Source organism: Enterobacter sp. GER_MD16_1505_Eko_090 (assembly GCF_003331015.1).
Taxonomy (GTDB): domain Bacteria; phylum Pseudomonadota; class Gammaproteobacteria; order Enterobacterales; family Enterobacteriaceae; genus Enterobacter; species Enterobacter roggenkampii.
In genome coordinates this window covers 1-22,689 of record NZ_PUQF01000028.1, presented here as the reverse complement: position 1 = coordinate 22,689, position 22,689 = coordinate 1, and the positions used below count along the sequence as shown (strand labels likewise).

General features: G+C 53.4%; 17 protein-coding genes. 13 read left to right on the top strand and 4 right to left on the bottom strand.

The window, feature by feature from the left end; all coding sequences use genetic code 11:
- The first annotated feature begins 2 nt into the window (after positions 1–2).
- The 9 genes from C6A40_RS23055 to C6A40_RS23015 all read left to right on the top strand — a co-directional run bounded on the left by C6A40_RS23055 (position 3) and on the right by C6A40_RS23015 (position 14,233).
- Positions 3–716, top strand: coding sequence for a hypothetical protein (locus tag C6A40_RS23055; protein WP_114191425.1), 714 nt, complete (start codon positions 3–5; stop codon positions 714–716).
- Positions 717–863: 147 nt separating this feature from the next.
- Positions 864–1,595 carry a conjugal transfer complement resistance protein TraT gene (traT, locus tag C6A40_RS23050; RefSeq protein ID WP_114191424.1) on the top strand — a complete coding sequence of 244 codons (732 nt, stop codon included), beginning with the start codon at positions 864–866 and terminating at the stop codon, positions 1,593–1,595.
- A gap of 48 nt (positions 1,596–1,643) precedes the next feature.
- Complete coding sequence (locus tag C6A40_RS24940; RefSeq protein WP_045325096.1) at positions 1,644–1,976, top strand: hypothetical protein; 333 nt, start codon at positions 1,644–1,646, stop codon at positions 1,974–1,976.
- A 247-nt stretch (positions 1,977–2,223) separates the two neighbouring features.
- Positions 2,224–2,535 carry a hypothetical protein gene (locus C6A40_RS23045; protein ID WP_114191423.1) on the top strand — a complete coding sequence of 104 codons (312 nt, stop codon included), beginning with the start codon at positions 2,224–2,226 and terminating at the stop codon, positions 2,533–2,535.
- 117 nt (positions 2,536–2,652) lie between these two features.
- Positions 2,653–5,244, top strand: a complete 2,592-nt coding sequence (gene traD / locus C6A40_RS23040; protein WP_114191422.1) for a type IV conjugative transfer system coupling protein TraD — start codon at positions 2,653–2,655, stop codon at positions 5,242–5,244.
- Positions 5,241–10,742, top strand: a complete 5,502-nt coding sequence (gene traI, locus C6A40_RS23035) for a conjugative transfer relaxase/helicase TraI (RefSeq protein WP_114191421.1) — start codon at positions 5,241–5,243, stop codon at positions 10,740–10,742. The genes traD and traI overlap by 4 nt, the downstream gene beginning before the upstream one ends.
- A gap of 27 nt (positions 10,743–10,769) precedes the next feature.
- Positions 10,770–11,558: a DsbA family protein gene (locus tag C6A40_RS23030; protein ID WP_008502218.1), complete on the top strand. Its 789-nt coding sequence runs from the start codon at positions 10,770–10,772 to the stop codon at positions 11,556–11,558.
- 579 nt (positions 11,559–12,137) lie between these two features.
- Complete coding sequence (gene repA / locus C6A40_RS23025) at positions 12,138–13,151, top strand: plasmid replication initiator RepA (RefSeq protein ID WP_008502219.1); 1,014 nt, start codon at positions 12,138–12,140, stop codon at positions 13,149–13,151.
- A 782-nt stretch (positions 13,152–13,933) separates the two neighbouring features.
- Positions 13,934–14,233 carry a DUF2767 family protein gene (locus C6A40_RS23015; RefSeq protein WP_226840878.1) on the top strand — a complete coding sequence of 100 codons (300 nt, stop codon included), beginning with the start codon at positions 13,934–13,936 and terminating at the stop codon, positions 14,231–14,233.
- A gap of 21 nt (positions 14,234–14,254) precedes the next feature.
- Here the strand turns inward: C6A40_RS23015 and C6A40_RS23010 are convergent, their stop codons facing one another.
- Complete coding sequence (locus C6A40_RS23010) at positions 14,255–15,022, bottom strand: TraX family protein (RefSeq protein WP_008502221.1); 768 nt, start codon at positions 15,020–15,022, stop codon at positions 14,255–14,257.
- A 333-nt stretch (positions 15,023–15,355) separates the two neighbouring features.
- Positions 15,356–15,598, bottom strand: coding sequence for a hypothetical protein (locus C6A40_RS23000; protein WP_008502222.1), 243 nt, complete (start codon positions 15,596–15,598; stop codon positions 15,356–15,358).
- Positions 15,599–16,029: 431 nt separating this feature from the next.
- On the opposite strand from C6A40_RS23000, the gene C6A40_RS22995 reads away from it, so the two are divergent.
- On the top strand, positions 16,030–16,980 hold the full coding sequence (locus C6A40_RS22995) for a hypothetical protein (RefSeq protein WP_114191420.1): 951 nt from the start codon (positions 16,030–16,032) through the stop codon (positions 16,978–16,980).
- Positions 16,981–17,278: 298 nt separating this feature from the next.
- Here C6A40_RS22995 and C6A40_RS22985 read toward each other — a convergent pair whose 3' ends face one another.
- Positions 17,279–18,178 (bottom strand): IS5 family transposase, encoded by a 900-nt coding sequence (locus C6A40_RS22985; RefSeq protein ID WP_016240559.1) that lies wholly within the window; start codon positions 18,176–18,178, stop codon positions 17,279–17,281.
- A 134-nt stretch (positions 18,179–18,312) separates the two neighbouring features.
- On the opposite strand from C6A40_RS22985, the gene C6A40_RS22980 reads away from it, so the two are divergent.
- The 3 genes from C6A40_RS22980 (at position 18,313) to C6A40_RS22970 (ending at position 21,154) form a co-directional block, all read left to right on the top strand.
- Positions 18,313–18,627: a succinylglutamate desuccinylase/aspartoacylase family protein gene (locus C6A40_RS22980; RefSeq protein WP_044351355.1), complete on the top strand. Its 315-nt coding sequence runs from the start codon at positions 18,313–18,315 to the stop codon at positions 18,625–18,627.
- Positions 18,624–19,565, top strand: a complete 942-nt coding sequence (locus C6A40_RS22975; RefSeq protein ID WP_044351353.1) for a threonine ammonia-lyase — start codon at positions 18,624–18,626, stop codon at positions 19,563–19,565. The genes C6A40_RS22980 and C6A40_RS22975 overlap by 4 nt, the downstream gene beginning before the upstream one ends.
- 422 nt (positions 19,566–19,987) lie before the next feature.
- Positions 19,988–21,154: an iron-containing alcohol dehydrogenase gene (locus C6A40_RS22970; RefSeq protein ID WP_024223630.1), complete on the top strand. Its 1,167-nt coding sequence runs from the start codon at positions 19,988–19,990 to the stop codon at positions 21,152–21,154.
- Positions 21,155–21,640: 486 nt separating this feature from the next.
- Here the strand turns inward: C6A40_RS22970 and C6A40_RS22960 are convergent, their stop codons facing one another.
- Complete coding sequence (locus tag C6A40_RS22960) at positions 21,641–22,540, bottom strand: IS5 family transposase (RefSeq protein ID WP_446717787.1); 900 nt, start codon at positions 22,538–22,540, stop codon at positions 21,641–21,643.
- Between the last annotated feature and the right edge of the window lie 149 nt (positions 22,541–22,689).

The window sequence follows — 22,689 nt, the reverse complement described above, 5'->3', positions numbered from 1 at the left end:
AAATGCTAAAGGCTAATCTATGCAGAATTTCGTACATTCCTGTATTTAGTATATATGCTGCTATTCCAATCATTCATGATGTGATGCCTAACCATAACAGGTATTACAGTGAGGATTGGATTGCATTGGCAGGGATGTACGTATTAGGTACATTGATATCCTTACCATTGCTCTATCTTCTTAAAAAAGCGGATGAGAGTGGCAGTGGCGTTTCAATCGCCTCGCTCTTTCCTCGCTTGCTTACTTCAATTCTAGCGCAAGTAATATGCCTCTATTTCCTTTGGGAAAATGCAATATATCTATATCTGTCGATGTCCACAGTTATGGTTCTTTCCGCCGCGTTATTTGGGGCAGGAAGGAAGGGGTTAAACCTCTTGAAGGATAAAGATACAGGCAATATCTATGAAATACGCGGGAGTAAAGCGTATAGACTCTCAGATGAAGAGGCCGTTAGATATCAAACAAGTATGTGTGGCAAGGGAATAGCATTGGCTGAGTTTTCATCGAGCCAATATTCAGGGCTAGACACAAACTCATCTGTTCTACCTATCAATTTCGGTCCGAGTCATACGGATATCAATCAAGGGATTGCTATAAATCCTTCGTCAGGAATGCCAATGGTTGGCGGCATCTCTGGCCTTGATATTCACGGAAACAGTTGGGGAACAAACTTCAACGAACCTTCAAATACGTATGACCCTAACCGGGGATACTGAGAGTAAGTGGGCAATGGCCCCCTTAATTTTTGTAGTATTCTAAGCAAGCCATCTATTTAACCTAAATTCCCTTTCAAATCAGCCGATAACGTCTCTGTTAGCTATCTCTCGCTAACGGGGACGTTTTTCTATGCACAGGAAGAATTCATGAAATTAAAACAATTAGCCGTTGTAGGTTTGATCGCTTCTACTCTTGCACTGTCAGGTTGTGGTGCCATGTCCACTGCGGTGAAGAAGCGTAATCTCGATGTCAAAACTCAGATGAGTGAAACCATCTGGCTGGAGCCATCATCAGAGAAAACGGTTTATCTTCAGATCCGTAATACCTCTGACAAGGACATGTCTGGTCTGCAGGCACAAATTACAAATGAACTGGCCGCCAAAGGCTACCGCGTCACCAGTTCTCCTGACGCCGCCTACTACTGGATTCAGGCAAACGTATTGAAAGCCGAGAAAATGGATCTGCGTGATGCACAGGGCTTCCTCAAGACCGGGTATGAAGGTGCGGCAATGGGGGCGGCACTGGGCGCGGGTATTACGGCGTATAACTCATCTTCTGCTGGCGCAACGCTGGGTGTAGGTCTGGCCACAGGGCTGATTGGTATGGCTGCTGATGCTATGGTGGAAGACGTTAACTACACGATGGTGACCGATCTGCAAATCTCCGAGCGCAGCAAGGCGACCGTCACGACCGACAATATTGCGGCTCTGAAGCAGGGAACGTCAGGCGTCAAGCTGCAGACCAGCACTGAGCAGGGCAACCGTGCCAAATACCAGACCCGCGTGGTATCCAACGCCAACAAGGTGAACCTCAAGTTTGAAGAGGCTAAGCCAGTTCTGGAAGCACAGCTGGCCAAATCCATCGCCGGCATTATGTAACTGCATTGGCGGTCAAAGACCGCCCGTTTACCAAAATAAGGAATCAGCATGAAAAAAGCAGGAATTGTGTGTTTATCACTGGTCGTGGCTGTACTCACAGGATGTTCCTCCCCAAAATCTACCCCGGAAGAACCAGAAATGACAGCTGCACGCCAGTGCTCTGATCAGGTGCTCACCGCTTCAAAAAATAAAGCGGGTACAACGAAGTTAACGTCAATCATGAAAGATGAAGCTACGATTGTTCGGGTTGGTGATTCTTCTCAGGAAACCCATCTTATCAAGGGATTCCCTTACGTTGAGTCCACGTCTCTTGATAACGGTAAGCCGGGTTCAACATGGCGCAACTGCATGCAGGCGAAAGGGTTTACTGTTGGTGGTTGAGCCGCCTGCAACAATAGTGAGCTAATAGCTCGTTATCATTAAAAACGCACTGAAAAGATATCCCACATCTCAGTGCGGTAATTATTACATCTCCTTTCCAACTGACACCAGACTGAGTTCATTTCGGGCAGGGTGCGTCAGTGCTTTCTGTCAGTTACCAGTGATTACGCTTCCTCGCATGACTGCGCTTGGCGCAGCCCTGCCTGCGGCGAGCGTCGCGTCCTTAATTTCAAGGAGTTCGTCCATCATGATGCATCAGAGAAATGAACGTGCAGATTACTCAGCTGAATTCTGGTCACTTATCCATCTGGAAAGCGAGCTGATGGCAGCAAGGGCCTGGATGAATGTATTCGGTTCACTTCCTGAGGGGCAGGGTATGACCATTGTTGCTTTCTGGGCTGGCTATGAATTTACCCTTTACGATCTGGGGCCCCGGGGGTGGCATTCAGCGGTTTATAGGGATGTGGCCTCGTCAGTCCGTTCTGTGGCTGCATACATTAATAAACAGGACTGGGAGGACGGATGTCAGCAGGCCAGGTATGAACTGAGTCAGATGTAATAACCTGACGATTAACCCCCACGCGGTACCACATTTTTTCATCACCCTTTTCAACGTTTCTTCTCTGATAACACACATCACCGAGCAGGTGATGCGATAACGGCCGGACAACACGCTATGAGCTTCGCAGGAAAAAACCTCACCCAGGGCGGGCAGATGACCGCCTACCGCTGGCGCATGTTCATTCAGGTGAACAACTGGATAGGATTCTGGATCTTCATCCTGTTCGCCGTACTGACTACCGCCATCTTTCTCTGGCGAATCCCTCAGGAAGCCCTGGATAACGGTTCCCTGTGGTGGTTCGCCAGTATCAACAGCAGCTTTATTGACCTGATGCCGGCATCGGGAACGCCAAAAATCTACGACGTCCACTACTGGTATGCGCCAACGGCGACGGCAATGGTGCTCAAAATGACCCTGCCGCAGATTTATACCGACCCGTACATGCAGGCGATGGGCGACCAGTGCCTGCGTGAGCTGCAGTGGGCAGCCGGTGGCAGCGGGCTGTTCTGTATGGTGGTGTTTATCGCCGTGACCTGGTTTATCGCCAATATCGGCAGAAAGGAAAGTGAAGATGAATACATTTCCGGGATGCAGCTGACTGATAAGCCAGCTGAAGTGAACAAGCTCCTGCGTAAAAACGGTGAGTTCTCTGACCTGCGCGTGGGTGATCTGCATATGGTCAGGATGGCGGAGGTACTCAACTTCCTGATGCATGGCACTATCGGGGTGGGGAAGTCGACGCTGATACGCTGGTTACTCGACTACATCCGCAAACGCGGTGACCGGGCCATCATCTACGACTCAGGTTGTACCTTCACAGAAACCCACTATAACCCGTCTACCGATATTATCCTTAACGCCCACGACGAGCGATGTGCCAACTGGCAGATGTGGGGTGAGTGCGTTGACGCGGTCGATTACGACAACCTGGCCGCCAGCCTCATTCCGGTAGAAGGGGAATCCGATCCGTTCTGGGTATCCAGCTCGAGAACCATTTATGCCGACCTTGCAATTCGTATGTCAACGGACCCGGAACGGAGCATTGAGAAGTTCCTCAAAACCCTGCTGTCCCTCAGCATGAAAAATCTGCGTGACTATCTGGCCAACACGCCCTCAGCCAACCTGGTTGAGGAGAAGATCGAGAAAACGGCCATTTCCATTCGCTCAGTGGTAACCAACTACGCCAAAGCCCTTCGCTATCTGCAGGGGCTGGATGACGGCACCAGGCCGCCGTTCACCATCCGGGAGTGGATGACGCAGGAGCGCTATGACAGCAGCTGGCTGTTTATTTCAACACAGGCCCGTCACCGCAAGAGTGTACGCCCGCTGATCTCACTGTGGGTATCTCTGGCCACGCTGATGCTGCAGAGCATGGGAGAGAACAGCGACCGCCGCGTATGGTTCATTATCGATGAAGCCCCCAGCCTGCAGCGCATCCCCGAGCTGGCCGAGACGCTTGCCGAGGCGCGTAAGTTTGGCGGATGTTTCGTGCTGGGGATGCAGAACATGGCCCAGCTGGTTCACGTCTACGGCCGCGAGCTGGCCAAAAGTATCTTCGACCTGATGAACACCCGTATGTACGGCCGCTCACCGAGTGCGGAGATGGCCAAAGTGGTGGAAGAGGAGCTGGGCAACCAGCGTAAGCGCAAAATCCGCGAGCAGAACAGCTACGGTCTGGACCAGGTGCGTGACGGTGTGTCCCTCGGTAAGGACGAGGTCAATAACCCGATTGTCGACTACGAGCAGATCATGCGTCTGCCGAACCTCAACTTTTATGTGCGCCTCCCGGGGGAGTATCCGGTCGTCCGTCTGAAGCTGAAATATCGCGCGCTGAAGAAACGGCAGGCAGGCCTCATTGAGCGCAATATCCGCGATGCGCTCAGTCCGGAGCTTGAGAGGGTTATTCAGGAGAACGAGCGCGCAGCGGCAGCTGCCGGTCTGACGTTCCCGACCGGTGAAGAAGTGCTGGAGAAGGGAAGCGAAATGTCAGCCGCAGCTGACGGTACGGCTCATGTTGCTTCTGCCGGTACGCCGGCATCATCGCCCGTCGAAAAAAAGACAGCAACACCAGAGACAGCGCCGAAGCCTCCTCAGGGCACAGTGCCTGAACGGAAACAGGTAGCTGTCATGGAGCCTGTTATCTCCGGTTCTGCGACAGTCGTACCGGAAGAGGGGGGCGGAAAACACAACACGGTGACACCTCCTGTCATTGCAGTGAAAAAAGATAACGTTGTTTCTCTCCGTTCTGTTGGCGCAATGAAAAAACCGACTGAAGCACCGGGCAAATTACCGGTCTCTCCCGGAGTGACCGGTCACCCGGGTACCGCTGACTCTGTACAAACAATGCCCGATGCCCTCAAGGCCCTGCGAAACCGACATCATGTACCGGAACCACCTGTCGCCTCACCTCTGAGCATGCTGCACAGGGCACGCCAGCGGCCGGCCTCTTCGGAAAGCGATCCGCAGACAGAGGAAAATGGCGGTGAATCCATGAACCTCGACTTGAAAGTGACGGCACTGCCTGACGGCGGCCTGAGTGTGAAGACGGCAGGGAAGTCAGTGACACCGAAAACCCCGGATGAAGCCCATGGTACTCACCGGCAGCTGGCGCAGGAAGAAGAGAACATTTTACTTCACCGTAACGCGGACGATCCGGGTTACGACGAAAACGACCATCACTATTACGACAGAGAGCATGACCTATGATGTCAGTCGCCCCAGTAGCGTCAGCCGGCGAGGCTGCAGGCTACTACAGCAATTCCGATAACTACTATTTTCTGGGCAGCCTTCAGAGCCTCTGGATGGGAGAGGGGGCAAAAGAGCTGGGTCTGGAGGGCAACGTCCGTGGCGATGATCTGACGGCCGTCCTCGAGGGCCGCCTGCCGGACGGCTCACGGCTTGGCAAGGAGGTTAACGGACAGCACGTCCACCGTCCCGGCCATGACCTGACCTTTTCCGCCCCCAAAAGCGTGTCCATTCTGGCACTTATCGGCAACGATAAAGAAATGGTGGAAGCACATAACCACGCGGTCCGTGTGGCGGCCGGCTATGTGGAGAAGCTCATCTCGGCCCGCGACACGAAAGACGGCGTTACGTCCATTGTACACACCGGCAAGATGGTGGCAGCTGCTTACACGCATGACACGTCACGTAATCTTGACCCGCAGCTGCACACCCATCTCCTGATTGCCAACATGACGGAGTATGCGGGCAAATGGAAAGCCCTGGCCACGGACTATATCCATAACGCGGGCTTTATCGAAACCGTCATGAAGCATCAGGTCACGCTTGGGAAAATTTATCGCAGCGCGCTGCGTGAGCGGGTTGAAGCGCTCGGCCATGAAGTGGAAGAAGTAGGCAAGCATGGCATGTGGGAGATTAAGGGCGTTCCGGAAGACGTCAGGGACGAATATTCCTCCCGGGGCAGGGAAATTCAGGGTGCCGTGGGGGCTGAAGCCACGCTGCGCAGCCGGGATGTGGCCGCCAAAGACACCCGCAGGGCGAAAGTCGACCCTTCGAGGATGCGCCTGATGGAACGCTGGCTGGGCCAGATGAAGGAGAAGGGATTTGACCTGAAGGCGTATCAGGAGAGCGTGGTGCCGCGTGATGCAGGTCTTCGTGAGACCGCGCCTCAGCCGGAGCGAGATCACCAGGCTAAGCCGGTTCCTGCCGGGCCTGAGCTGGCTTCTCTGCAGACGTCGTCCAGGGCAGAAAAGAGCGTCGATACACCTGCTCAACCCGCAGAACGGGAGAGCCAGTCCCGTCAGGCTGTAACACAGCCGGCTGACACACTGCGTCAGACGGTACAGACCGGCCCCGAAAAGACGCCGGCGACCAGGAGCGTTCCTGCAGCGCAGCTGGACACTGAAATACCCCGCCCGGAACTGACTGAGTCTGTCCGGCTGGCCATCTCGCAGCTCAGCGACAGTAAAACGCGCTTCACCTTTGGCGAGCTGATGATGACCACCGCTGAGCTGAGCGAACGGCTGCCGGAGATTCAGGAAATTCGTGTGGCCATCGATGCGGCGCTGAAGGACGGCATGATTGTACCGCTGGACAGTGAGAAAGGGGTCTTTACCTCCCGTATTCACCTGCTTGATGAACTCTCGATCCAGGCGCTGAGTCAGGAACATCTCAAATCCACAAAAGTCGTCAGTTTCACCCGCCCGGCGCAGTACGCGCCGGCGGCGCTGGAAGTGGTGGAGAAAGACGCCCTGGTTCTGATGAATGCCCCGTCAGGCGTGGCGGGTATCCGTGACCTGACCGCGCAGCTGGCCGGTATTGCCGGCGCGAACGGTCGTGACGTGCAGGTGCTGGCCAGCTCTGCCGAGCGCGCCATTTCGCTGGCGAAATCCGACGATTTGCGGGAACGGATCATCAGCCGGCAGCATGTTCTGAGCGGTGATTTCCACCTGAAACCCCAGAGCACGCTGATTATCGAAGGGGCAGAGCGTCTGGGGTTAAAGGAGACGCTGGTTCTGCTGGGCGAAGCGCGCGCGCAGGATGCACAGCTGGTCTTTCTCGACAGTGCCGGACGTCAGGCGAACGGTAACGCCATGTCCGTGCTGGAGTCCGCGGGGGTTGCCCGCTCCCGCCGCACGGAGCCGGCGTCCGGGCTTGAGGCCGAAGTGGTCAGTATTCCGAACAAACGCGACCGTTACGAGGCGCTGGCCAACCGGTTTGCAGAGCTGAGCGGAGGAACTGAAAACGTCACCGCCGTTGTGGTCGGCAGGCGTGAACAGGCACAGCTGACGGGCCTGGTACGTGAGGCGCTGCAGAACGCAGGACAGCTGGGGCGCGACGGCGTGGAGATAGAGGCCCGGCAGCCGGTCTGGCTCGACAGCAAAACGCGCCGCATGCCCGGTTCATACCGTCCCGGGATGGTACTTGAAGATCGCACGGACGCAAAAGCGCGTAAGTCGTATGTGATTGACCGGGTGCATGAGGACACGCGAGTCCTCTCGCTCATCGACGGGGACGGCGTGCTGACCCGGATGAAAATCGGCGATATCAGCGCTGACTGGCGTCTCTTCAGCCGCGAAACCCTCAGTGTGGCCACCGGCGAAAAACTGCTGGCCGTGGCGGGGGATCGTGAGCACAGCCTGAAGGCAAAAGACCGTCTTGAGGTGACCGGGATAAGTGAAAAGGGGATTGAGGTGAAACGGGGGGAAGAGACCCTGACGCTGCCAAAAGACCAGCCGCTCTACCTGTCGCATGCCTACGTGACCGCGCCGGGCGGCCGGGATAACGACACCGGTGTGGTGCTGGCCGCACTGAACAGCCGCGACATATCGACCCAGACCATGAATTCGCTGGCACAGAGTGGCCACCGGGCGGAAGTGTTCACAGCCGAAGTACAGGACCGGGCTGAAGCCCGGCTGCAGCGCATGAAGACCAGTGCCTCTCCCGTGCAGCTGGTCAGAAACCTGAGCGGTCACCAGGACATCAGTCAGGCGGTGGATTCACTGCATGACAGCGTCCGGACGGACGCCGGGCTGGCCGTCTGGCGTGCCATCAATGACCAGCGCACTGTGGTATTCAGCGAACTGAAGCTGGCGACGGAAGCGCAGAAATATCATCCCGACCTTGAAGCTATCGGGAATGAAATTGGCGCGATGATTAAAAATGGCGAGCTGTTGTCCGTATCCGCAGGGGGAGAGCCGGTACTGGTTTCCCGGTCCACCTGGGAGATGGAGAAAGCCATTCTGCGTGTGGTGGAGGAAGGGAAAGGCACACAGCAGCCGTTGCTGGAACAGGTACCGGAAGCCGTGCTGAACGGACTCACCGATGGCCAGAAAAAGGCGACCACCCTGGTGCTGGGAACCACGGATCAGTTTATCGGGATTCAGGGCTATGCCGGCGTGGGGAAAACCACGCAGCTGAAGGCGGTGATATCTGCACTGGAGACCATACCGGCGGACGTTCGTCCGGTGATGACGGGGCTTGCCCCGACGCACCAGGCGGTGAAAGAGATGAGCGACGTCGGTGTCCGGGCGCAGACCATCAAATCTTTTATCGTTGAACATGACCAGGCGACGGCCGCAGGCGGTAAGCCCGACTATAAAGGACAGGTGTTTCTTATCGATGAGTCCTCAATGGCAGGCAACCAGGATACGGCGGCACTGTTCCAGGCCATTGCCAGCGGCGGCGGTCGCGCGGTCTCGATGGGGGATATCGACCAGTTTGAATCGGTCGACGTGGGCGCACCGTTTAAGCTGATGCAGGAGCGCAGCCCGATGGATGTGGCCATCATGAAGCAAATCGTCCGTCAGAAATACCTGCAGCTGCGCGGTGCCGTTCACGACATCATTGATAACCGGATCGATGCGGCCCTGCAGCGCATTGAAACCCAGCCGGCTGACCGTGTGGCGCGTAGCGCTTCAGCCGCGCTTCCGGAAAGTGCTATTCAGGAAACGGAGACGCCTGTTAGCGACATCGTGGCCGACTGGACGGACCGGACGCCGGAGGCGCGGTCCCGTACCCTCATTATCACCCAGCTGAACGCCGACCGTCGTGCGGTAAATGCCGGCATTCATGCTGTGCTGGCTGCCCGGGGAGAGCTGGGGGAGAAGGCCATTACGGTGCCGGTGCTCGATAAAATCACCCACACCCGTCATGAGTTCAATAAAACCGATGCATGGGAAGCCGGGATGGTGGTTAAACGCGGCGATCGCTACCAAGACGTGCTGGCCGTTGACCGCAACGGCAGTACGGTGACGGTGCGAGATGAGGAAGGCAAAATTGGGCTGTATTCCCCGAAGCAACTCATCACCGGCGACGTGCAACTGTTTCGCCGCAGCGAGAGGGAAGTCCGTGCCGGCGATCTGCTGAAGTTCACGGCGACAGACAAGGAGCAGGGACAGATGGCCAGCCAGCGCTATACGGTAGAGTCGGTCAGCGAAACGGGCAATATTCGTCTGAAGGGGGAAAACGGCCGCATTACCATCAATCCTCAGGCCGTCAGGGCGCAGCAGCATATTGATTACGGCTGGGCCGTCACCGGCTACGGTGCTCAGGGGGCCAGTAGCGATTATGTCATTGCGCTTGAGGGCACGGAAGGCGGGCGTAAGGCACTTGCCTCCCGTCGCGCCTTCTACATCTCGGCCTCGCGCGTGAAAGAGCACGTCCAGATATACACCGACGGGAAGGCGGACTGGGTTAAGGCGGTAAAAACGCCGGAGCGGGATATCAAAACGGCGCACGATGCGCTCGCACCAGAAACGCAGCGTAAACAGGCGAAAGCCATCTGGGCAATGGGACAGCCGGTGAATAAAACGGCCATTGGCCGCGCCTGGGTGCGCCATCAGGGTATGCAGGACGCGTCACTGACGGCAAAAATCATTCCGGCCACCCGGCGCTTTCCCGAACCGGCGCTGGCGCTGCCAGTGTATGACAACAACGGCCGGAGTGCGGGCCTGGCCCTGGTTTCCCTGGTTGCCAGCCCGGAAGGGCGGATGACACAGGGGGAGACCCGGATGGTCATGACAGAACGTGCCCGTGGTGCGGTACTGCAGCGGAGTCAGTCCGGAAACACGATTGTGGCCAGCGACCTGACTGCCGCGCTCGATGCTGTCCGCAACCATCCAAAGGATGGTGTGGTCTGGCAGACCAGCGATGAACCGCCTTCAGCCTACCTTCTGAAAGTCAGTGGTGGAAGTCTCAGGCGCGAGGAGGAAGGACTTGCTCAGCGTATCAACGCCAAAGAGAGTGACATCCTGCTTTCGGCAAAAGCTGAACGTAATGAAACCGCATCAGAAACAGTGGATCTTAAAGCTGCCCTGGCTCAGGAAGAAGCAAGACGCCAGCAACAGGAGCCTCTTATCAGTAAGGCACTGTTACAGGAGAATGCGACAAAAGATGTGGAGGAGAAATTCATGTATACAGATCCGGATGTTATTCACATTCGGCCTGATATGCTCACGGACAGTGATGGTACTGAATCCGTAAAACCTGACAGTCGGGTATTGAAACAAATTGCTGCCAGTGACAGTAACGCCGCCAGTGAGGCAGGAAGGGAACTTCGTGACGAGAGGCTGCCTGAAACTGCCCGTTCAGGCAAAGAACAACATGCAGCATCACTGATTGTTAATCAGCTTGCCAACAGTGAACGGGATATTGTTCGTCAGCCGGACGCCGGCGAACGTGGGCGTATGCCAGAACATGGCGAACACACCCTCACCCGAACCATTCAGAAAGAACGTTAATCCCCCTTTAAAAATGAGAGTTCAGTAATGAAAGCAAACACAATAGCCGCATTAATAGTTACAACATACATTGGCTTTGGTTTTACTGCCCACGCCTCAGCACCTCAGCCGGTATTCAGCCCGGAGCAGGAAGCACGAATCGGCGAAATTGCCGCAGACTACCTGGTGGCACACCCGGAAATCCTGGTCACGGTCAGCAGTAAGCTGCTGGAGCAGCAGCAGACGCGTAAGCAAAATATGTTTGCACTCAGCGTGATGGATAATCAGACCGCTCTGTTGCAGGATCCTGACACCCCGGCCTTCGGCCCGGAAAAGGCGAAAGTGGCAGTCATCGAGTTTTTTGATTACCAGTGCGTGTTCTGCAGTCGCTTCGCGCCGGAGCTGGAAAAAGTCATGAAAGCACAGCCGGACGTCCGCTATGTCTTTAAGGAGTGGCCTATCTTTGGCAACCGCTGGCCAGAATCTCTTCAGGCCGCACAGCAGGGTCTGTCGGTCTGGAAACAAAAAGGAGCACAGGCGTATGTGACCTACCATAACGCCCTTTACGCCACTGGGCACAACGAGGGCGCCCTCACAGAGAGCGATATCAGGGCGGCGGCGTCAAAAGCCGGACTGGCAACGCCAGCGAAGGACGAAAATACCGCATCCCTTGAGAAAAACAGCAGCCTGGCTGAATCGCTGGGCCTCACCGGAACACCCGGGATTATCGTGATGCCGGTCAGTGGTGCCACACCCGACACCATCACGGTTTTCCCGGAAGCCGTTACCGCTGAAAGACTCCAGGCAGCAATCCTGAAAGCCTCACGCGCACAGTGACCCAGGTCCTGTAGATTGTCTCCCGCCAGAGACTGTTTTTCAGGTTCCGCGCGTAAATGCCATCTTCCCGTTCCGTTCTCCTGCGCTTCCTCGATCAGGCCTGCCGGCCTGATGCTGCGGCGAGCGCTGCCGGTTATAGTCCCTTTAGGACAATTAGCACGCAAACAATGAACGCTAATCTGGCCTGACATCTGGAAATATTGCCAGCGAGAAGGTAGTATTCGGATCGTCAGCGATCGTCTTGTGGTGGGACAGATTGTTGATTCAGATTACTTTTGTGACCTAACTCAAACTGACGGTTTGACTGCTTTGTGGTGAGGCAGGCGGGTGGCAGAAGATGGTTTTACGGAAGAAATGCGGACTTCCGGAAACAAACAGGGACAGGACGTGTCCAGTAAAACGTTCAGGAGCAGGTGACGGGATTTCCCGGAGCCTGAATGCACAAACCCCCCGATATCTGCTACGAACTTGGCGGAACGTCAGATATCAGGGGGTCCAAAAGCAGGCGCGTTGCCTGTGAAGGATTATAACGCATGCACCATAGAAAACAACACCCGGCCGCCATAAGAACAGGCCGCCGTGAATGACAAGCAGATTTCTGTTCACTGGTCTGAGCTTCCGGCCGAAGAGTTAATCCGTTTCTGGCAGGACGTCGATGCCGGCACACAGGATAATTTTCTTACTGAGCCGGTCAAAAAGCGGACCCGCCGTAAGCGCGGTGAACACTCCACAAAAGCCAAATGTGAAAACCCGTCCTGGTTCCGTCCTGAGCATTATAAAAAGCTCTCCGGGGAACTGGGGCATGCCTACAACCGTCTCGTGATGTTCGACAAGCGGACCGGCCGCCCCAGACTGCGTGTTCACGTTTCCCGTCATCCCCTTTTTGTCACGGGTCGCCGTAAGGCAGGACGCAGATATGGTTTCCGGCCGGAACGGCGGAGCCTGATCGACTCCCTCTGGCCCCTGCTCATCAGTTTCTGTGATGGCGGCAAGCATACCGTCGGCATATGTATCTCCAGGCTGGCCAGAGAGTTAAGCCCGAAGGACGCTAAAGGAAATGTCATCCCGGAAACGGAGGTGACAGTGTCACGCTTATCCCGCCTGATTGAAGAGCAGGTACGCTTTGGTGTGCTTGGGCTGGCGGAAGAGCGCACCTGGGATCGGGAATCCCGCTCCTGGCTGCCGACCTATGTCTATATCACCCATCTGGGATTCCAGATGCTGGGCGTCAATATGGACAAGCTGTTTAAGGAGCAGGATAAGAAGCTCCGTCAGAGCGCCGAGCGCGAGCAGCTGATCCGGGACGGGGTAATTAACGAACATGATGATGTTCAGCCCCACTCTGCGCGTAAATGCTGGTCTGCCCGTAAGCGCCGTGAAGCACTGATTTACCGTCGTAAAAAAGGCGCTGAGCGTAAACGTGCCAATAATCTGATAAAGCTGCCGGTGGATGAACGTCTTTATGCCATGGAAAAGTGGGTGTTCAAAACCCTTTCTCATGATGAGGCATACTGGTGTACACCTGAACGACTGACACAACTGGCGATTCAGAACCTGTACCAGCTGGACCTGGCACTTTCACCGCCGGAATAGACCGGCGTACCGCACTCACTGACCCTCTTTTCACATGCCCCTGACCGGGGCTTCTGGTGCTGGTTTTTTCCGGAAAATCCGCGCATTTTTTGCCCTTCCCTCCCTGTCCCCCACGGTTTCAGACCCTGTAAAACCGTTCTGATGACTCAGAACGCCGGTCATTTTCTTTTATCCACAGAAATCCGCAAACGAATAAGTCATCTTTTCCGTAAAGGAAAAAAACAGAACCCGCAATTTAATCTAACCCCCCTTTTTATCGCTCTGTTCATTTCATTCCAGAGTGAATCTTTGTCTTCCGCCACACTGTGGATAATTAAAAAGGCCTTCGCATGCAGCGGCCTCACGGCCACGCGCTCAGAAAAAAATCAAAAGTACCTCCCGTCGCATACGACGGGCCCCGTTCAGGCCAAAACCTGCCCCCCTCTCCTGGCCTGACCCCTGCTAAACCGACGCCGCCCCGGCCCGAAGGGCCGGAACACCCTCGCTTTAAGAGGGATGTTGTAACTAGAATTCTGAATCGCTGTCAGTAAGTCGCTGAGGCTTTTGAGTACACGCCCGTAAGCGGCCCTCACGGCCCGCTAACGCGGAGATACGCCCCGACTACGGCTACGCCTTGTCGTGACCACTCCGACGGCGCAAACCGGCAACCAGAGTGGCTTTCAGGGGATTTGGCTTTGCAGGGAATGGGATGGGCAAGGCAGAAACTATCAATCCGTAACGGCTGAAGCCGGTCACGACGCCCCTCACCGGCTGCGTTCCGCGTGACTTCAGCTGGCGTCTCCATGCCGCTGCACGGCATAATGACCATCCGCCGTAATATTGAACAGATTCGCAGTGGAGAAATCAGGATGGACTATTCAGAAGCGTTCCTGCGCCAGCATGAAGAAATGTGCCAGGTCGTGGGCAGTATCGTTTTTTCGCTCGTGGAGGCCGGACACGACTCCACAAGCAAAAATATCATCACCGTGCTGCGCAATGAGCTGGCCGAAAGTAACGGGAAATGGGAGCCGGACCAGGTCCTTTATCTTCAGCTGGCCATTGATTTACTGGAGCGGGGGCGAGGGGTTCCCGGGGTGCGCTGACGCCCCGAAACTGTGGCTCTCTCACCAGAGGTGCAACAGGAGGAGGAGCACCAGAAGATGGCCGATATAGGCAATGTAGAAGAAATGTCGTGGCATGAAGCGCGGGCAGCCTTCCGGACACAGATGAATGCTCAGGGACAGGGCCATCAGGGGAAATACGAGTGTGGGAAGAGTGGCGAACAACAGCGTGTCTGCCGGCAGACTCAGCAGGTGCGATAATCCGTTCAGGCAACACAGCGCCAGGACGGACACGATAATTCCCGTGAGCTGCACGCCAGGTTTTTGTCCGCCGGTGGTGATTACCATGCCGATGGCCAGCGCAACACCCGTCAGACCGTAACTGGCCGGACTCAGCGGCCAGATCATGATGGCCAGCAGCAGAGCACCGGCAAGACTTCCCTTTCTGCCGAACCGGTACTGCAGGGCGAGCAGCTGCGTGACGCCGGCGAACACGAAGAGAATGTTCAGAGCCCACCACGGCTGATGGCCGGCAAAGACCAGGCTGAAGACGGGCTGGGTGATGATGGCCCATATCCACTGACGGTTTGCTCTCACCTGAAGACGTTCTGGTGCGCGCCGCACGTTCATCGCCCAGATAAGCGTGAACAGGGGGAATGCCATCCGGCCAAGCGCATACATCACCGGCTGAGCTGGGGTCATAAACACCGTATTGATGTGGTCGATCAGCATGGCCAGGAGCGCCAGAAGCTTGACCATATCCAGGGCGGCCGGACTGAGCTGGCCGGGTGTCTGAAGGGGGTGAAGAAGGCCGGGAACGGACTGATTCATTCGGTATACTCTCCTGGCGGCACGCATTCAACAGCCAGCGCTGGACATCATGCCAGAACGCCCTGCCCGTCAGCGATGTCACCGTGACCTTTATTTTTTCCAGAATCTTACGCGCGGCAAACTCTGATTTATCGCGCAGAACGCGCATGGCGCCTGCCACATCCTTATTCTGAATACAAAGACTTAAAATATGAAAATCGTACATACCACCCTCATTACAATAATATTATTATCGGCAGCAGACGCAATATATTCAGATTAAGGTGCGTTGTTCTTTGTTAAATTTTATTTCATAAGTAATTATATGTTATCTGACATTGACCTCCCTGCCTGTCAGTTAACCGGTATTCCGGCCAGTTCACACAGCCAGTCCATATCCCTGTCCAGGTTTTCAGTTGATATGCCGAACTGGGATGCAAGTGCTCTCCAGTGGAGGATAATTCCCCTGAGTATGCCCAGCTCATTTTCGCTGAGCTGGACCCTGCCCTGAATTCCTGTGATGGTTTCTATACTCATTGCTGTGATGTTCATCAGGTCATCATAGGTGATTTTGATTTTGCGCGAGGTGTTTTTCATCTTTATCATCCGTTTCAGAAAGGTCATTGGTATTGGAAAGTATCAGCGTTACTGATTAATAGAAAAACAGACCATCAGTATATCAAAATAAATGCTGTGCTGATTAAATTAATATTACCTGACTGAACTTTAATAATGACATTTAATGATGCCATGAGTATTTCCCGTAGAGATAGAAAGTAATACAGCAGCAGATTGTTCAGGACGGGGTGGCAGGAAGAAGATAATGGAGAAAGAACCTTCCGGGGGCGCTGAGGGGCAGTGCCGGAGGCGCGTCCCCCTTCCCCCGCTCACCGGAGGGGAACTGCCCTACCCGGAAGTGAGGCGTGCGGTCGCGCAGGGTAGGAATCTCCGCACTTTAGGGCGGAGAGGATGTCAAATGGGGTAATTAGGGTATAACATTCATAGATTGATACACCACGGGGTTCAGAATGTTCAATCTTCGCGTCAAAACCTGGGAAGACTGGGAAACACTTTGTATATACTGGATGAAAGAGATTGCCTGGTGGGGCCATAGAGTTGATACAAATTATCAAACCTATGGCAGGCCGGGGCAAAAACAACATGGGGTTGATATAAAACCTGTATTACCTGGCTGCGGTATTGTTGGCCAAAGTAAATTTATCCAGGGCTCATTCACCCTGAAAGATCTTAACGCTGAATTGGACAAGACAGATAATTACCCAGGGCCAATTACTAACTACTATCTGCTTACAACCGCAGAGAAATGCACTTCCATCCAGAATGCAAGTAGCTATGAGCGAATCTCTCATACAAGACAGGGTGGATCGTTCTTCTATGTTGATGTTTACTATTGGTCAGATAGAATTAACGTGGATTTTTTACCTAAAGAAGTTAAATACAACCTATTCCCTGAAGCCAAAACATTGTTCGATACTGAGAGCGAAAAAAGCACCAACAACAGCTCTACACTCAGTCCAGATGTGATGCTGGACAAGCTCGATAAACTTAAAAGGTTAATAAGAAACACGTTCAGTGAAGAAAACATTAAATGGCTGGAAACCTGGAACTTCAGAAGTTATAAAATTTATTCCAGGGATTATGACGTTTTCAACATGGCCTATCTCGACTGGACTATGATTGAAGTGGCGATGAGAACTAATAATCCCAAAGTGCTACGTGCGTATCTTAACAATGCAAGCAGAATTAATTTTTACGCAACATGGCCTGTAAGTCAGGCATTTTTCTATGCACTTGAAGAGTTTAGAAAAATTGCTTACAACCACTATAACACAGGGGCTTTAGATGGAGACGAAACCTTCTTGACAGTTTCAGATTTAAAACATCGAGACTCTATCGCCCATCAAATGGAATGCGCAGCATCATATTTATCTCAGGTAATCAGAAATATTCAACAATAATCTCTCTTAACCGCTACCAATATCATGAGCACTACAAATAATAAAACCGCCCATTAGGACGGTTTTATTATCTTTAAATTAAAATCGAAGACCTGTTTCAACTCAATTTGCAATTTCGCCGCCAGCATCTTTCTCCCGCAGGTTCACGTAGGGAAGGTGCGAATAAGCAGGTCATTTCTTCCCAAGCTGACTCGCTGATTAAAATTTCGCGGATCTGGGCCGATTTTTTTCCCGCAAACACATCGAATCAGCCTATTTAGGCTATTTTTTCCACCATTTCTGGCGTTATTTCCGGTTTTTACTGAGATCTCTCCCACTGACGTATCATTTGGTCCACCCGAAACAGGTTGGCCAGGGTGAATAACATCGCCAGTTGGTTATCGTTTTTCAGCAGCCCCTTGTATCTGGCTTTCACGAAGCCGAACTGCCGCTTGATGATGCGAAACGGGTGCTCCACCCTGGCACGGATGCTGGCTTTCATGTATTCGATGTTGATGGCCGTTTTGTTCTTGCGCGGATGCTGCTTCAAGGTTTTTACCTTGCCGGGACGCTCGGCGATCAGCCAGTCCACATCCACCTCGGCCAGCTCCTCGCGCTGTGGCGCTCCTTGGTAGCCGGCATCGGCTGAGACAAATTGCTCCTCTCCATGAAGCAGATTACCCAGCTGATTGAGGTCATGCTCGTTGGCCGCGGTGGTGACCAGGCTGTGGGTCAGGCCACTCTTGGCATCGACACCAATGTGGGCCTTCATGCCAAAGTGCCACTGATTGCCTTTCTTGGTCTGATGCATCTCCGGATCGCGTTGCTGCTCTTTGTTCTTGGTCGAGCTGGGTGCCTCAATGATGGTGGCATCCACCAAAGTGCCTTGGGTCATCATGACGCCTGCTTCGGCCAGCCAGCGATTGATGGTCTTGAACAATTGACGGGCCAGTTGATGCTGCTCGAGCAGGTGGCGGAAATTCATGATGGTGGTGCGATCCGGCAGGGCGCTATCCAGGGATAATCGGGCAAACAGGCGCATGGAGGCGATTTCGTACAGGGCATCTTCCATGGCACCGTCGCTCAGGTTGTACCAATGCTGCATGCAGTGAATACGCAGCATGGTCTCCAGCGGATAGGGCCGTCGGCCATTGCCCGCCTTGGGATAAAACGGCTCGATGACAGCGGTCATATTCTGCCATGGCAGAATCTGCTCCATGCGGGAGAGGAAAATCTATTTTCGGGTCTGACGGCGCTTAGTGCTGAATTCACTATCGGCGAAGGTGAGTTGATGGCTCATGATGTCCCTCTGGGATGCGCTCCGGATGAATATGATGATCTCATATCAGGAACTTGTTCGCACCTTCCTTAATCAATACCGCGTCACAGCCTGCCGATCCTTCATTACAGGTCTTCATTCCTGCCGGTGGCAATCTTCTTTCGCCCGGCGATGGATGGTTTGAACCCGTGGTGGAAATCGGTGATGAAGTACAAGCAGGTGATCTGGCTGGATGGCTTCACCGCCTCTCAGAACCAGAAGCCATACCGCAGGCTATACATTTTAAGGTCAAGGGACGGGTCTATTCTCAGCGCACTTTTGGTGCTACGTCTCAGGGCAACAGTCTTGCGGTTTTGGTACAAAACCTGTCGAATAAGGAACGCTCATGAATCAGGATATCACCCTGTCGGACTATCAGGCTTCTCTGGATCGAGTACGACCGTGGGTGCGCAAAACGCCGCTTGTTGAAACGGCACCCTGGCAGCCCGTGCCGGGAATTGAGCTCAGACTGAAAGCTGAATGTTGTCAGGTAACCGGCTCGTTTAAAGCCCGAGGTGCATTTAACCGTGTCCTCAATCTCCCACTCTCAGTTCGTCAGCAGGGGTTAGCCACTGCGTCAGGGGGAAATTTCGGTGCGGCAGTCGCTTACGTAGGGCAGCAACTCAGCATACCCGCAGATGTCTTTGTGATGAATACCAGCACGGATCTGACGCGAAAGCGTATTGAAAGTTACGGAGCAAAACTGACTGTTGAAGGCGACTTCTGGGATCAAAGCTGGGATGCTGCCGGCGTTCGAGTAAAGGAAACGGGGGGCGCATTACTTCACCCCTATGCTGACAGAGATGTCGTCATTGGTCAGGGAACCATCGTGCTGGAAATTCTGGAGCAATGGCCAGAGGTTGACACACTGGTCGTTTCAATCGGCGGTGGCGGACTTATCGCTGGGGTGGCACAGGCAGCCAAGCTGCTTAAACCTGACATTCGTATCATTGGTGTTGAAGCAGCGGGATGCCCGATGATGTGGACCAGCCGTCAGCAGCAAAAAATCGTAAAACTGGAGAATGTAAAAACGATTGTTCCCATCCTTGCGGCACGTTCAACAGAAGCGATTAATTTTGCATTGACGGAGCAGTATGTAGACGAGATTGTCCTCGTCCCTGAAGACCAGGTAGAAGCGTCAGCACGGGAAGTATGGGCGTCGACAGGGCTGGCAATTGAATTGGGCGCGGCTACGGCTGTTGCGGCCGTAACAAGAAGATGCTTCGTCACAAACCCCGATGAGAAAATCGCTGTTGTTTTGTGTGGGAGTGGGACTAACGGTATGTGATCCGGGTCGTTAACGGATAAGACAGTTTTCTCATCTGTAGCGTAACAGGCGGTGTTGTAGGCAGGATGCCATACCGCCTTGGCGATGCGCATATGCAGTAACGGCCTCTCCATTTCAATACGTTGTAGCTTTTTATTTAACTCACGTACTCCACTCACCAAAAGCAACGTGATTGCGAATGCAACGCAGCCTAGTTGTGAATGCAATGTCACTTATTGTTAAAAAAGATCATTCTTTTTGTGTGGTTGATCACGGTTCTTTATGAGGTATCCCTTACACTGCCAGCAGATGTTCAGCCTGCGCTTTTGCTATTTTCGCCATGGCATCATTCTATTTTGCTGTGATGAAGCTGTTTCCATGACCAGGATTCAGGAGCCTAAATGGACATTCTTATAGCCATTATGACGAAATAGGGGAAAACGATGTCAACATATTATTTTTTGCCCACACGGAATGTCTTTGGTGAGGGAAGTGTGCAAGAAGCCGGTGTTCTTGCGAAAACATTAAATGTCAAAAAAATACTGATTGTGACGGATGCATTTCTCGCCAAAAGTGGTATGGCAGATAAAGTGGCGGCGATTTATCAGCAGGTAGGCATTGGGGTACATATATTTGGCGGCGCAGAACCTAACCCAACCGATAGAAATGTGGAAGAGGGGATTAAATCCTATCGTGAGAATGAGTGTAATGCCATTGTGTCTCTCGGCGGTGGTTCTTCTCATGACTGTGCGAAAGGGATTGGTTTGATCGCTGCCAACGGAGGGAGTATCCGTGATTTTGAAGGTATTGATAAATCAATCAACAACATGATCCCACTGATGGCCATTAATACCACCGCAGGCACCGCGTCTGAAATTACGCGCTTCTGTATTATTACCGATACCGAACGCAAGGTGAAAATGGCGATTGTTGATTGGCGCGTGACGCCACAAATCTCCATTAATGACCCCGAGTTGATGGTGGGTATGCCGCCGTCGCTTACTGCGGCGACAGGTATGGATGCATTAACCCATGCGATAGAAGCCTATGTTTCCACCATGGCGAATCCGTTGACAGATGCGGCGGCATTAAAAGCCATTAAAATGATCACGCAATATTTGCCGAAAGCAGTTGCTAACGGTGAATATATGAAGGCCAGAGATAATATGGCCTATGCGCAATATCTGGCCGGTATTGCCTTCAATAATGCGTCGTTAGGTTATGTGCACGCGATGGCGCACCAATTAGGCGGCTTTTATAATTTACCGCATGGCGTATGTAATGCCATTCTGCTGCCGTATGTAGAATCATTTAATTTAATTGGCAACTTAAATCGGTTCAGGGATATCGCTGAAGCAATGGGGGAAAATGTCGCGGGTCTATCGACAGATGAAGCGGCGCTCAAAGCGATTAGCGCTATCCAGCGTTTGGGTAAACAAGTCGGGATCCCGAAAGATCTCAAGAGCCTGGGCGTTAAACCGGAAGACTTTGCTGTGATGGCTGAAAATGCGAAGAAAGATGTGTGCCAACTGACGAATCCACGAAAAGCGACGAAAGAGCAGGTTATCGAACTCTATCGTCAGGCGTATGAAGGTGAGGCGATTGTGTAATCTGCCGCCATAACGTCGATTAGTGTGAGATGATGGTTGCAACAGGGGCATTTTGCCCCTGAGGTTGCTGACAAGGTGCAGCGCGCGGCGATAATGGATGGCTCGTAAAGACGCTGCAAGTACGTCCGTGTACGCTCAACACGCGCCATCCTTGGCGCGTACGCTTTACTCTTCCATTCCATTATCACCGGTCAATATCGGCAAATAAGTTTGTCATCAGTCTCAGGGGCATATGGCCCCTGATTTTTTTATTGAGGCTCCACATCATGCGGAAATGTAAATAGGTTCTATACTGAGTTATTTATTGTTCGTTTATAATTCATAAAACCCATTCTGTTAGGGAAGGTGCGAATAAGCGGGGAAATTCTTCTCGGCTGACTCAGTCATTTCATTTCTTCATGTTTGAGCCGATTTTTTCTCCCGTAAATGCCTTGAATCAGCCTATTTAGACCGTTTCTTCGCCATTTAAGGCGTTATCCCCAGTTTTTAGTGAGATCTCTCCCACTGACGTATCATTTGGTCCGCCCGAAACAGGTTGGCCAGCGTGAATAACATCGCCAGTTGGTTATCGTTTTTCAGCAACCCCTTGTATCTGGCTTTCACGAAGCCGAACTGTCGCTTGATGATGCGAAATGGGTGCTCCACCTTGGCCCGGATGCTGGCTTTCATGTATTCGATGTTGATGGCCGTTTTGTTCTTGCGTGGATGCTGTTTCAAGGTTCTTACCTTGCCGGGGCGCTCGGCGATCAGCCAGTCCACATCCACCTCGGCCAGCTCCTCGCGCTGTGGCGCCCCTTGGTAGCCGGCATCGGCTGAGACAAATTGCTCCTCTCCATGCAGCAGATTACCCAGCTGATTGAGGTCATGCTCGTTGGCCGCGGTGGTGACTAGGCTGTGGGTCAGGCCACTCTTGGCATCGACACCAATGTGGGCCTTCATGCCAAAGTGCCACTGATTGCCTTTCTTGGTCTGATGCATCTCCGGATCGCGTTGCTGCTCTTTGTTCTTGGTCGAGCTGGGTGCCTCAATGATGGTGGCATCGACCAAGGTGCCTTGAGTCATCATGACGCCTGCTTCGGCCAGCCAGCGATTGATGGTCTTGAACAATTGGCGGGCCAGTTGATGCTGCTCCAGCAGGTGGCGGAAATTCATGATGGTGGTGCGGTCCGGCAAGGCGCTATCCAGGGATAACCGGGCAAACAGACGCATGGAGGCGATTTCGTACAGAGCATCTTCCATCGCGCCATCGCTCAGGTTGTACCAATGCTGCATGCAGTGAATGCGTAGCATGGTTTCCAGCGGATAAGGTCGCCGGCCATTACCAGCCTTGGGGTAAAACGGCTCGATGACAGCGGTCATATTCTGCCATGGCAGAATCTGCTCCATGCGGGAGAGGAAAATCTATTTTCGGGTCTGACGGCGCTTAGTGCTGAATTCACTATCGGCGAAGGTGAGTTGATGGCTCATGATGTCCCTCTGGGATGCGCTCCGGATGAATATGATGATCTCATATCAGGAACTTGTTCGCACCTTCC

Coding starts and splice junctions, on each gene's coding strand:
- C6A40_RS23055 (WP_114191425.1), top strand. CDS start 3: ATGCTAAAGGCTAATCTATGCAGAATTTCGTACATTCCTGTATTTAGT.
- traT (WP_114191424.1), top strand. CDS start 864: ATGAAATTAAAACAATTAGCCGTTGTAGGTTTGATCGCTTCTACTCTT.
- C6A40_RS24940 (WP_045325096.1), top strand. CDS start 1,644: ATGAAAAAAGCAGGAATTGTGTGTTTATCACTGGTCGTGGCTGTACTC.
- C6A40_RS23045 (WP_114191423.1), top strand. CDS start 2,224: ATGATGCATCAGAGAAATGAACGTGCAGATTACTCAGCTGAATTCTGG.
- traD (WP_114191422.1), top strand. CDS start 2,653: ATGAGCTTCGCAGGAAAAAACCTCACCCAGGGCGGGCAGATGACCGCC.
- traI (WP_114191421.1), top strand. CDS start 5,241: ATGATGTCAGTCGCCCCAGTAGCGTCAGCCGGCGAGGCTGCAGGCTAC.
- C6A40_RS23030 (WP_008502218.1), top strand. CDS start 10,770: ATGAAAGCAAACACAATAGCCGCATTAATAGTTACAACATACATTGGC.
- C6A40_RS23015 (WP_226840878.1), top strand. CDS start 13,934: ATGCCGCTGCACGGCATAATGACCATCCGCCGTAATATTGAACAGATT.
- C6A40_RS23010 (WP_008502221.1), bottom strand. CDS start 15,022: ATGAATCAGTCCGTTCCCGGCCTTCTTCACCCCCTTCAGACACCCGGC.
- C6A40_RS23000 (WP_008502222.1), bottom strand. CDS start 15,598: ATGAAAAACACCTCGCGCAAAATCAAAATCACCTATGATGACCTGATG.
- C6A40_RS22995 (WP_114191420.1), top strand. CDS start 16,030: ATGTTCAATCTTCGCGTCAAAACCTGGGAAGACTGGGAAACACTTTGT.
- C6A40_RS22985 (WP_016240559.1), bottom strand. CDS start 18,178: ATGGAGCAGATTCTGCCATGGCAGAATATGACCGCTGTCATCGAGCCG.
- C6A40_RS22975 (WP_044351353.1), top strand. CDS start 18,624: ATGAATCAGGATATCACCCTGTCGGACTATCAGGCTTCTCTGGATCGA.
- C6A40_RS22970 (WP_024223630.1), top strand. CDS start 19,988: ATGTCAACATATTATTTTTTGCCCACACGGAATGTCTTTGGTGAGGGA.
- C6A40_RS22960 (WP_446717787.1), bottom strand. CDS start 22,540: ATGGAGCAGATTCTGCCATGGCAGAATATGACCGCTGTCATCGAGCCG.